We start from the raw sequence: 10745 nt of genomic DNA on the forward strand, positions 1-10745 counted from the left end.
CATGCGTTCTTCCACGCTCGACTACCTGGACTTCGACTACAGCGAGGACGCCGATGGCGCCGGCAGCTTCGATGCGCTCGCCTCGGTGCGCCCGGCCCAGGCCGAGGCACTGCGCGCCGAGGTGGCGACGGTGCTCGACTGGGCCGCCGCCGCCTTCCCCGGCGGTCGGGCGCCGCTCGACGAGGGCGGCGACTGGGACGCCGACCTGTCCTGGCGCGACGACGAGGGCGGCTGGTTCACGGCACAGCTGGTCATCGTCGGCACGCCCGCGTTCTGCGGCGCGCTGCGCGAGCGCTTCGGCGTTTGAACTTCAGCCCTTGGCCGGCGGCGCTGCCGGCAGCATGGAGGCCGCCAGCGTCTCGTACAGCGGCTGTGCCAGCAGGCGCGAGATCAGGCTGGCCAGCATGGCCGCGGCCATCAGGCTCAGCACCATCGCATGGCCGTCCACCATCTCCATGACGATGATGAAGGAGGTCATCGGTGCCTGGGTCACCGCGGCCAGGAAAGCCGCCATGCCCATCGCGATCAGCGCGACGTGCGCGGGCGAGCCCAGCGCCAGCGCCACGTCGTGCCCCACGCCGGCGCCGATGGCCAGCGACGGTGCAAAGATGCCTCCGGGGGCGCCCACCCAGACCGAGAGCCAGGTGGCGACAAACTTCAGCACCACGTAGAAACTCGGCACGTCGCCCTCGCCGGCGACCAGGTGGCGTATCCCTTCGACGCCGGCCCCGAACGTGGCGCCGCCGGACAGCACGCCGATCAGCGCGACCACCAGTGCGCCGAGGACGGCGAAGCGGATCGGGAAGCGGGCGCGCCATTGTCCGAGGCGGCCCATGCGGCCCAGCACCGACGCGGCCAGCAGCCGCGCGAACACGCCGCCCAGCACACCGCAGGCCAGCGTCACGCACAGCCCCGGCAGCAGCGTGGCCCAGCCCAGGTGCGGCACCTGGATGCGGCCGAAGTACGCCAGGTTGCCGAAGGCCGATACGCCCATCAGGCCGGCCAGCACGATGGCCGCGATGATCAGCCCGCTGGAGCGCGACTCCAGCTTGCGCGACAGCTCCTCCACCGCGAACACCACGCCGGCCAGCGGCGCGTTGAAGGCCGCGGCGATGCCGGCCGCGCCGCCGGCCACGAGCAGCGCGTGGGCCGAGATGCCCGACTGCGGGCCGAACCAGCGCCGCGCATGGTGCATCACGCCGGCGGCCACCTGCACCGACGGCCCTTCGCGGCCCACCGACAGGCCGGCCAGGAAGCTGCCGCTGGTCAGCACGATCTTGGCCAGCGACAGCCGCAGCGAGACCAGGCGCCCGCGCGGCTCGGCCGGCGGCGCCTCCAGCGCGGCGACCACCTGCGGAATGCCCGCGCCGCCCGCGCCCGGCGCCCAGCGCCGCGTGGCCCAGACGACCGCCGTGGTCACAGCCGGCATCCACGCCAGCACGACCCAGCCGCCATGCCAGGCATAGACGCGGCCGAACAGCGCGAACGCGCGCTCGGCCAGCAGGGTGAAGCAGACCACGCAGAGGCCGGCCGCGGCCGCATAGGCCAGCACGATGCTGCGGTCCACCCAGCGCCGGCCGTCCGCCAGCTCGCGCCGCAGGTTCTGAAAGACGTTGTGGTCGTGGTGCTGCATCGGTGGAGGCTCCGGCGGTTGGCGCAAGGCCGGCCATTGTGCCCGCCGGCGCTGCCGGACGCTCCGGCGTCCCGCACTCCTAGAATCCACGCCTCTATGACCCACTTTCCGCCGCCGCGCTTCCGCCGCGCCGCTCCTCCGCCTTCCGCCGCCGGCGACGGACTCTCGCGCCTGAACAAGCGCATGGCCGAACTGGGCCTGTGCTCGCGCCGCGAGGCCGACGACTGGATCGCCCAGGGCTGGGTGCGGGTCAACGGCCGGCCGGCCGAAATGGGCGTGAAGGTCGGCCCCGGCGACCGCATCGAGGTCGATCCGCGCGCCCGCGGGCAGCAGGCGCAGCAGGTCACCATCCTGCTCAACAAGCCGGTCGGCTATGTCAGCGGCCAGGCCGAGGACGGCCACCAGCCGGCCGTCACGCTGATCACGCCGGCCAACCATTGGCGCGAGGACCCGAGCCGCATCCGCTTTGCGCCGCAGCAGCTGCGCGGCCTGGCGCCGGCCGGGCGGCTCGACATCGACTCGGTGGGCCTGCTGGTGCTCACGCAGGACGGCCGCGTGGCCCGCACGCTGATCGGCGAGGACGGCACGACCGAGAAGGAATACCTGGTGCGCGTGCAGTACGGCGACGTGGCCGAGAACGTGCAGGCCGCCTTCCCGCACGGGCAGCTGGCGCGGCTGCGCCACGGCCTGTCGCTCGACGGCAGGCCGCTCAAGCCGGCCCGCGTGGACTGGCAGAACCCCGAGCAGCTGCGCTTCGTGCTGACCGAAGGCAGGAAGCGCCAGATCCGCCGCATGTGCGAGCAGGTCGGCCTGCGCGTCGTCGGCTTGAAGCGCATCCGCATGGGCGGCGTGGTGCTCGGCAACCTGCCGGCCGGGCAGTGGCGCTACCTGGGGCCGGACGAGCGCTTCTAGGAGTATGGGCTGGATATCGGCCAGTTACGCCGGCTTGGGCATGGTACCTCCAGTGGGTATTCAGTCCTGCACGCGGACCACGACCTTGCCGAACGTGTCGCGGGCCAGGTGGTCGAAGGCCTGCGGCACCTCGTCCCAGCCATAGGTCGCGGCCACGGCCGGCTGCAGCCCGGTCGCATCGACCGCCCGCACCAGATCGCCGAGAGCCCGCGTGTGGTCCAGCTGCCAGCGGTGGAGGGTGGTGGGCAGGGGCATGGATCACTCCTTGGACAACAAGGAGGCCATGCTATTGGCGCGTGATTCGCGCCGGTGGCGCATCTCATGCGCCAAGCTGGCGTGCAGATTTCGCCAATCATGCGCACCGACGCCGACCGCCTGCAGGGCATCGAAACCTTCGTCGCCGCCGTCGAGGCCGCAGCTTCGCGCTCGCCGCCACACGGCTGGGCCGCACCCGCTCGGCCGTGGCCAAGGCCGTCGCGCGGCTCGAATCCCGGCTGGGTGTGCGCCTGTTCCAGCGCACCACCCGCAGCCAGCGCCTGACCGACGACGGCCAGGCCTACTACGAGCGCTGCCGCCGCGCGCTCGCTGAACTGGATGCCGCCGATGCCGCCCTCGAAGCCGGCCGCCATGCGCCCACCGGCACGCTGCGGGCCACCATGCCGGCCCTCTTCGGCCGCGTCTGCCTGACGCCGGCGCTGTTGGCGCTCGCCCGCGACCATCCGCAGCTGAAGCTGGATCTGCACTTCAGCGACCGCCGCGTGGACCTGGTCGAAGACGGCTTCGACCTGGCGGCGCAGCGGCGTGCTCGACGACAGCACCACGCTGGCCGCGCGCCTGCTGGGCTGGCAGTGGATGGGCGTCTATGCGGCACCGGCTTAGCTGGCGGCGCAGGGGCGGCCGGCCGATTTCACCGAACTGCTGGAGCCGCACGGCGGCCACGCCTTCGTCGGCTATGCGCGCGACGGCCAGCTGCAGCCCTGGCGCTTCCACCGTGGGACGGAGGAGCGCCTGCACGCCGTGCAGGTCCCGGCGCACTGCGCGACCGGACGCTGCCGCTGCGCACCCGGGTGGCGGTCGATGCGCTGGCCGCGGCGGTGCCGGCGCTGCTTGCGCCGTAAGCATTTCGCCCCCGCGCTAACACGATGTGCCACGGTCGTGGCTGTGCCCGACTGCCGCCGCAACCCGGATTCCATCGCGCTGCGACTCGGGCAGCCATAGGTTCGTGACAGTCCCTGCCGCCGCCGCGCGGCCGCAGGCGGGGGTTGATAATCGCCGATCACGCCCCAAGTGGCCGTGCGTTCCCGTTGTTCCCGGCCCGTCGCGGCCGCTGTCGAAAACCTGAACCTCCACACCATGAGCAACCAGAAACAGACCCTCTCCTTCCAGGCCGAAGTCGCGCAGTTGCTGCACTTGGTCACCCACTCGCTGTACTCCAACAAGGAGATCTTCCTGCGCGAGCTGGTCTCCAACGCGTCCGACGCCTGCGACAAGCTGCGCTTCGAGGCGCTCGACAAGCCCGCGCTCTACGAGGACCAGCCCAACCTCGAGGTCCGCGTCTCCTTCGACAAGGCCGCCAAGACGATCACCATCGCCGACAACGGCATCGGCCTGTCGCAGCAGGAGGCCATCGACAACCTCGGCACCATCGCCAAGAGCGGCACCAAGGACTTCGTGAGCCGCCTGACCGACGCGCAGAAGGACAGCGCGAGCGAGCAGGGCCAGCTGATCGGCCAGTTCGGCGTGGGCTTCTATTCGGGCTTCATCGTGGCCGACCGCATCACGGTCGAGTCGCGCCGCGCCGGCCTGCCGGCCTCCGAGGGCGTGCGCTGGGCCAGCCGCGGCGCCGGCGACTTCGAGGTCGAGACCATCGAGCGCGCCCAGCGCGGCACCGCGATCACGCTGCACCTGCGCGACGACGCCGCCGAGTACCTCAACGCCTGGAAGCTCAAGCAGATCATCTCCAAGTATTCCGACCACATCAGCCTGCCGATCCTCATGGAGCAGGAGGAGTGGAAGGAGAGCGAGAAGGAAGGCGAGCCCGGCGAGATGGCCAAGACCGGCGAGTGGGAGACGGTCAACCAGGCCAGCGCGCTCTGGACCCGGCCGAAGAAGGACATCAGCGAGGAGCAGTACGCCGAGTTCTACAAGCAGCTCAGCCACGACAGCGAGGCGCCGCTGGCCTGGAGCCACAACCGCGTCGAAGGCAGCACCGAATACACCCAGCTGCTCTACATCCCGGCCAAGGCGCCCTACGACCTGTGGAACCGCGACCGCAAGAACGGCCTGAAGCTCTATGTCAAGCGCGTCTTCATCATGGACGACGCCGAGGCGCTGCTGCCGTCGTACCTGCGCTTCGTCAAGGGCGTGATCGACTCGGCCGACCTGCCGCTCAACGTGAGCCGCGAGCTGCTGCAGGAAAGCCGCGACGTGCGCGCGATCCGCGAAGGCACGACCAAGCGGGTGCTGTCGCTGCTGGAGGACCTGGCGAAGAAGCAGAAGACCGCTCCGGACAGCAGCGAGGGCAAGATCGACATCGGCTCGGGCGATGCCACGCCGGCGCCGGAGCCGACCGAGGTCACCGACGTGGTCGACAAGAACGACAGCTCCAACACCGCCGCCGGCGCCGCGGCCGACCATGCCGACGACAGCGGCAAGTACGCGAAGTTCTATGCCGAGTTCGGCGCCGTGCTCAAGGAGGGCCTCGGCGAGGACTTCGGCAACCGCGAGCGCATCGCCCGGCTGCTGCGCTTCGCCAGCACCACGACCGACAGCGTCAGCGTCTCGTTCGCCGACTACAAGAGCCGCATGAAGGACGGCCAGGAAGCCATCTACTACATCACCGCCGACTCGCTGGCTGCCGCGAAGAACAGCCCGCAGCTCGAAGTCTTCCGCAAGAAGGGCATCGAGGTGCTGCTGATGGCCGACCGCGTGGACGAATGGGCGCTGGGCTACCTCCACGAGTTCGACGGCACGCCGCTGCAGAGCGTGGCCAAGGGCGCGGTGGATCTGGGCAAGCTCCAGGACGAGGCCGAGAAGAAGGCGGCCGAGGAGGCGGCCGAACACCTCAAGCCGCTGCTCGAACGCCTGAAGGGCGCGCTCAAGGACAAGGCCGAGGACGTGCGCGTGACCACGCGCCTGGTCGATTCGCCGGCCTGCCTGGTGGTGCAGGAGCACGGCATCAGCACGCAGTTCGCCCGCCTGCTCAAGCAGGCCGGCCAGACTGCGCCCGAGACCAAGCCGGTGCTGGAGCTCAACCCCGAGCACGCGCTGGTCAAGAAGCTCGACACCTCGGACCGCTTCGACGACCTGGCCAACATCCTGTTCGACCAGGCGCTGCTGGCCGAGGGCGGCCTGCCCGAGGATCCGGCGGCCTACGTGAAGCGCGTCAACGCGCTGCTGGCTTGAGCGGCCCCCGCTCCCGCTCCCTCTTGCGGGAGAGGGATAGGGTGAATGGGGTATAGGTCTACAGCCGGTGCAAGACGCCGGCAGTGGAGTGGTAGGTCCGGGAGTATGGGGTGCTTGGTGTGGCCCGCACCCCCCCCCCACACCCCTCTCCCGCCCTGCGGGAGAGAGAGTTTCCAGGTCACTTCTGGCGCCCGACGCTGCCGGGCTTGAGCAGCGTCTCGCTGACCGCCAGGCCGACGCGCCTGAAGATCACGTCCGGGTCCTTCTGGTCGTCCATGTCGGCCGCGCAGGTGGCGATGACCACGCCGCGCGCGCCCTTGTCCTGCGGGTTCACCACCATCATGTGGCAGGCGCGCCGGTACTGCGTGCCGGTCTTGTGGATGCGCTGCACGCCGCGCGGCAGGCCGCCTTCGAGCCGGTAGTCGGCCACCTTGCCGATCTTTATGCCGGTGAACAGGCGCTGCGTGCTGCCGGGCGACAGCAGCTCGCCGCGCACCACCTTCTCCAGCATGCCGCCATAGGCCACCAGCGTGGTGGTGTTGGCGCCCTTGGCGTAGTAGCGGTCGTAGGCTTCGTCCATCGTCCTGGCCTGCAGATCCTTGGCGGCCAGCCCGGCGGCGCGGCGCAGCGCGTCCACGCGGCGCGGCCCCATCGGCGCGCCGGCGATCTCGACGAGCTGCTGGTTGGTCAGCTGCCGCGTCTTCGGGCTGAACTCGTCGTAGACCGCGCGCCGCACCTCGGTGAAGTCGGTGAGCCGGCCGAAGTCCCTGCCCATGGCCTGCTGCGCGGTCGCGTTCAGCTCGTCGATGCCGACCGCGCGGATCGGCATGTTGGCGCCGGTGTTGTCGCTGAGCCAGAGCATCTGGTCGATCAGCTGGTCGATCGTGCGCCTGGTGCCCACCTTGCTCCAGACCAGTTGGCCCGAGCCGTCGACCTTGTCGGTCTGCTCCAGCACCAGCTGGTCGCCAAGCTTGAAGCGCCCAGCGTCCACCGCGCGCAGCACCGCGATGGCCACGGCCACCTTGGCGGTGGAGCTCAGGTACCACTTCTCGCTCGCGTGGTAGTCCACCGCCTCGCCGCTTGCCAGGTCCTTCACGTACACGCCGAGCGTGCCGGGCGTCTCGCGGTCGATCTTCTCCAGCCGCGTGCGCAGCGCCTGCGTCCAGCCGTCGGCCCGGGCCGCTTCAGCGGCGAACAGGGCGGGCAGCAGGAGCAGCAGCGGCAGCAGCAGCCGCGGCCGGAAGCGAAGGGCAGGAAGGTGCATCGGGAACTCCATTGGTGATGAGGCCGGATCGGCAGAGCGCGGCGCCCACGCGCCGCAGTGCGAGTTCGGAGCGCGCGAGCGACAGGTCGCCGCGCGTGCAGGCCACGACCGCCACGTAGCGCGGCGCGTCGGCCCGGCCGGCGCGCACCAGGCCGGCGTCGCAGAAGCGGCCGCGCTGCGTGCCCGTCTTGTGCTCCCAGCGCACGTCGGCCGGCAGGCCGGGCTGGATGCGCTGCGTGCCGGTAGCCACGCGCCTCATCAGGCCGAGCAGGTAGGCGGTATGGCGCGGGCCCACGGCCCGGCCCTCGTGCAGCGCGACCAGGATCTGCGCATAGCCGTCGAGCCGCCCGCTGTTGAGGCCGCTGGCATAGAAGCCGTCGTAGGCGGCCTGCAGGCTGGGCAGGCGCATGTGCGCCACCGGCGTACCGGTCAGCCGCGCGAGCAGGGCCAGCCGCGCGCCGTCGTCGCGCACGCGGTTGAGCGCCACCAGGTCCGTGCCGCCCAGGCGCAGTGCATCGGGCACCAGGCGGCCGTAGACCAGATGGCGCACGTCCGACAGCCGCGTGACCGGGCCGATGCTGCCCTCGGGCGCCAGCTCCGCCACCACCGCGTTGACCGCATCGAGACCGACCAGGCCGATCAGCATGTCGCTCGCGGTGTTGTCGCTGTGGATGATCATCTGCTCCATCAGCGCGGCGATCGACAGCGGCGTGTCGGGCGCGCGCTGGTTGATGGTGCCGCCGCCGTCCACGTAGTCGTCGGCGCGCAGCAGCAGCGTGGTGTCGAGCGTGAACTGCCCGCGCTCGATGGCGCGCAGCACCGCGATGGCCACCGGCACCTTGACCATCGAGGCCAAGTACCAGCGTTCGGCGCCGCGGTGCGACACCGATTCGCCGGAAGCGAGATCCAGCACGTAGACGCCCAGGCCGCTGTGGCCTTCGGCCTCGGCCCGGTCCAGGGCCGCCGCCAGGCGATCGCGCCAGGCGCCGCCATCGTCGGCCTGCGGCATGCCGGCTGCAAGCAGCACCGGCACGAGCACCAGGGCACGGGCCAAATGCGCGAGCGAGCGGAGGACGGTCGACACACGATCCATGCGGCCGATGCTGGGGGCCCGGAGCCGCGGGCGGAAGCGGCCGTATCCTGAGGCAACCGTCGGCACCGTCCGACAACCCGGCCGTGGGGTGCCGCCGTAACGTCCGTGGCAGGCGAAGTTGCCAGCTCCCGAACCTCTCCATGTCCAGCCCTGCTGCGGCGGCCGTCGCACCTGCGCCTTCCCCACCGTCGCCTCCACCCGGTGCCGACGAGCCGCGCCGCCAGCGGCGTCCTTCGCCCTTGTCCGCTGCCGCCTGGCGGCGCTTCCTCGACGTGGCGCTGCCGTACTGGCGCGGCAGCGAGCGCCGCTCCGCCTGGGCGCTGCTCGCGCTGATCGTGGTGCTAATGCTCTGCGAGACCCAGCTCGCCGTGCTGCTCAACCAGAAGACCGGCGTGATGACCTCGGCGCTCGCCGCGCGCGAGCGCGAACGCTTCTGGGACGCGGTGACGATGTGCCTCATCGTGCTGGCCTTCGCCGCGCCGGTCTATGCGCTCTACTACTACATGCGCGACGCTTTTTCCAACCGCTGGCGGCGCTGGCTCACCGCGCGCTTCCTCGACGGCTACCTCGGTGCGCGGCGCTACTACACGCTGGGCGCCGGCGGCGAGATCGACAACCCCGACCAGCGCATCAGCGAAGACATCAACACCTTCACCGGCCGCTCGATCAACTTCCTGCTGATCCTGCTGGGCTCGCTGATGCAGCTGGTGGCCTTCAGCGCAGTGCTGTGGTCCATCTCGCACACGCTGGTGCTGTTCCTCGCGCTCTATGCGCTCGCGGGCACCTTCCTCGCGCTCTACGTGTTCGGCGCACCACTGATCCGGCTGAACTTCTGGCAGCTGCGGCGCGAGGCCGACTTCCGCTGCGGCCTCATGAAAGTGCGCGAGAACGCCGAGTCGATCGCGTTCTACCGCGGCGAGCCGCAGGAGCGCGCCCAGATCGACCACCGCTTCAACGCGGTGTTCAACAACTATGCGCGGCTGATCCGCAAGCAGCGCTCGCTCAACCTGTTCCAGCGCGCGTTCAGCCAGCTCACGCTCGTCGTGCCGAGCGTGATCCTCGCCGGCGACGTGCTCTCGGGTGAACTGGAAGTGGGCCGCGCGGTGGAGGCCGCCGGCGCCTTCGCCGTGGTGCTGGCCGCCGTCTCGCTGATCGTCGACAACTTCGAGAGCCTGAGCCGCTTTGTTGCCGGCATCGACCGGCTGCATGCGCTGTCGCAGCTGGTGCTGGCCGACGGCGCGCCGCCGGCGGCCTCATCGTCATCATCCGCCGCCGCCGGCCCTGCCGCGCCGCCGGCGCAGGCTGCGGCGGCCGACGACGCCACGGCACCGCCGGAGGAAGCGGCGCAGTCGGTGATCCAGCACCGCCAGGGGCCGGAGCTGGTCGTCGAGAACCTGACGCTGCGCACCCCGCAGTTCGGCCGCCTGCTGGTCGAGGACCTGAGCCTGGCGCTGCAACCGGGGGAGGGCCTGCTCATCACCGGCCCGAGCGGCGGCGGCAAGAGTTCGCTGCTGCGCGCCATCGCCGGCCTTTGGCAGTCCGGCAGCGGCACCGTGCAGACCCCGCCGGTGGAAGACATATTCTTCCTGCCGCAGCAGCCGTACATCCAGGTCGGCACGCTGCGCAGTCAGCTGCTGTACCCGGGCGGCGCGGCGGGCGCCGATGCGCCGTCGGACGACCGCCTGCTCGAACTCCTGCGCGAGGTGCATCTGCCGGCACTGGCCGACGACGTCGGCGGACTCGATGCGGTGCAGGACTGGGAGAAGCTGCTGTCCGTCGGCGAGCAGCAGCGCCTGGCCTTCGCCCGCGTGCTGGTGCGCCGGCCGCGCATCGTCATCCTGGACGAGGCGACCAGCGCCCTGGACAGCGCCAACGAGGCCGCGCTCTACGAACGACTGCGCGCCAGCGGTACCACGCTGGTGAGCATCGCCCACCGCGAGGCGGTGCTGCGCCACCATACCCGCGTGCTGCGGCTGGACGGGCAGGGCGGCTGGAAGTGATCTTGCCCCTGATTTACGGACACCTATCTAAGCGACATTGGCCAGCTCGTACTGCTCTGGGCTGAGGTAGCCCAGGGTCGAGTGCAGCCGGATCCGATTGTAGTCAACCTCAATGTAGTCAAACACATGAGCCTTGGCCTGCTCCCGTGTGGCGAGGTGTTCACCATGGATGGCCTCGACCTTCAGACTGTGGTTCCAACTCTCCATTGCTGCGTTGTCGTAGCAGTTGCCTCTGGCACTCATGCTGGCGATCAAAGCGTATTGCTCCAACAGGGCGCGGTGCTCGCGCGAGCAGTATTGGCTACCACGGCCAGTATGCACGATCACTCCCCGAGGCCGATTGCGAGCAAACAGCGCCATGCGCAGCGCGTCGCAAACCAGCGTAGCCGTCATGCGCTCAGACATCGACCAGCCCACAACCTTACGCGAATACAGGTC

At 70.5% G+C, this 10745-nt stretch carries 10 protein-coding genes; 5 read left to right on the forward strand and 5 right to left on the reverse strand.

Annotation, left to right across the window (positions count from 1 at the left end; all coding sequences use genetic code 11):
* The first annotated feature begins 1 nt into the window (after position 1).
* The gene (locus GAK38_RS18170) at positions 2 to 307 is read left to right on the forward strand and encodes a hypothetical protein (RefSeq protein ID WP_325346378.1); all 306 of its coding nucleotides are present in this window, start codon (positions 2 to 4) and stop codon (positions 305 to 307) included.
* A gap of 3 nt (positions 308 to 310) precedes the next feature.
* On the opposite strand, the gene GAK38_RS18175 is transcribed toward GAK38_RS18170, so the two are convergent.
* Positions 311 to 1633, reverse strand: a complete 1323-nt coding sequence (locus GAK38_RS18175) for a chloride channel protein (protein WP_325346379.1) — start codon at positions 1631 to 1633, stop codon at positions 311 to 313.
* Between the two features lie 96 nt (positions 1634 to 1729).
* On the opposite strand from GAK38_RS18175, the gene GAK38_RS18180 reads away from it, so the two are divergent.
* A complete protein-coding gene (locus GAK38_RS18180) occupies positions 1730 to 2545 on the forward strand; it encodes a pseudouridine synthase (RefSeq protein ID WP_443089242.1) in 816 nt (271 codons plus the stop codon).
* 60 nt (positions 2546 to 2605) lie between these two features.
* On the opposite strand, the gene GAK38_RS18185 is transcribed toward GAK38_RS18180, so the two are convergent.
* Positions 2606 to 2800, reverse strand: coding sequence for a zinc-binding dehydrogenase (locus tag GAK38_RS18185; protein WP_325346380.1), 195 nt, complete (start codon positions 2798 to 2800; stop codon positions 2606 to 2608).
* Between the two features lie 206 nt (positions 2801 to 3006).
* Between GAK38_RS18185 and GAK38_RS18190 the strand changes: the two genes are divergently transcribed.
* A complete protein-coding gene (locus GAK38_RS18190; RefSeq protein ID WP_325346381.1) occupies positions 3007 to 3663 on the forward strand; it encodes a LysR family transcriptional regulator in 657 nt (218 codons plus the stop codon).
* A gap of 235 nt (positions 3664 to 3898) precedes the next feature.
* The gene (htpG, locus tag GAK38_RS18195) at positions 3899 to 5950 is read left to right on the forward strand and encodes a molecular chaperone HtpG (RefSeq protein WP_325346382.1); all 2052 of its coding nucleotides are present in this window, start codon (positions 3899 to 3901) and stop codon (positions 5948 to 5950) included.
* A gap of 178 nt (positions 5951 to 6128) precedes the next feature.
* Here the strand turns inward: htpG and GAK38_RS18200 are convergent, their stop codons facing one another.
* On the reverse strand, positions 6129 to 7214 hold the full coding sequence (locus GAK38_RS18200) for a serine hydrolase (RefSeq protein ID WP_325346383.1): 1086 nt from the start codon (positions 7212 to 7214) through the stop codon (positions 6129 to 6131).
* A complete protein-coding gene (locus GAK38_RS18205) occupies positions 7135 to 8307 on the reverse strand; it encodes a serine hydrolase (RefSeq protein WP_443089243.1) in 1173 nt (390 codons plus the stop codon). The genes GAK38_RS18200 and GAK38_RS18205 overlap by 80 nt, the downstream gene beginning before the upstream one ends.
* Before the next feature lie 140 nt (positions 8308 to 8447).
* Between GAK38_RS18205 and GAK38_RS18210 the strand changes: the two genes are divergently transcribed.
* Entirely contained in the window at positions 8448 to 10307 is a 1860-nt protein-coding gene (locus tag GAK38_RS18210; RefSeq protein WP_325346385.1) for an ABC transporter ATP-binding protein/permease, read from the forward strand.
* A 27-nt stretch (positions 10308 to 10334) separates the two neighbouring features.
* Here the strand turns inward: GAK38_RS18210 and GAK38_RS18215 are convergent.
* Positions 10335 to 10745 (reverse strand): IS3 family transposase (locus GAK38_RS18215; protein ID WP_325343662.1); only part of this gene is annotated, 411 nt, incomplete at its 5' end.

It is taken from the genome of Xylophilus sp. (assembly GCA_009914555.1).
Lineage (GTDB): Bacteria > Pseudomonadota > Gammaproteobacteria > Burkholderiales > Burkholderiaceae_C > WNDY01.

Bases quoted from the DNA above. Each gene is read 5' to 3' on its own strand.
- GAK38_RS18210 (WP_325346385.1), top strand. From the start codon at position 8,448: ATGTCCAGCCCTGCTGCGGCGGCCGTCGCACCTGCGCCTTCCCCACCG.
- htpG (WP_325346382.1), top strand. From the start codon at position 3,899: ATGAGCAACCAGAAACAGACCCTCTCCTTCCAGGCCGAAGTCGCGCAG.
- GAK38_RS18175 (WP_325346379.1), bottom strand. From the start codon at position 1,633: ATGCAGCACCACGACCACAACGTCTTTCAGAACCTGCGGCGCGAGCTG.
- GAK38_RS18185 (WP_325346380.1), bottom strand. From the start codon at position 2,800: ATGCCCCTGCCCACCACCCTCCACCGCTGGCAGCTGGACCACACGCGG.
- GAK38_RS18205 (WP_443089243.1), bottom strand. From the start codon at position 8,307: ATGGATCGTGTGTCGACCGTCCTCCGCTCGCTCGCGCATTTGGCCCGT.
- GAK38_RS18170 (WP_325346378.1), top strand. From the start codon at position 2: ATGCGTTCTTCCACGCTCGACTACCTGGACTTCGACTACAGCGAGGAC.
- GAK38_RS18200 (WP_325346383.1), bottom strand. From the start codon at position 7,214: ATGCACCTTCCTGCCCTTCGCTTCCGGCCGCGGCTGCTGCTGCCGCTG.
- GAK38_RS18180 (WP_443089242.1), top strand. From the start codon at position 1,730: ATGACCCACTTTCCGCCGCCGCGCTTCCGCCGCGCCGCTCCTCCGCCT.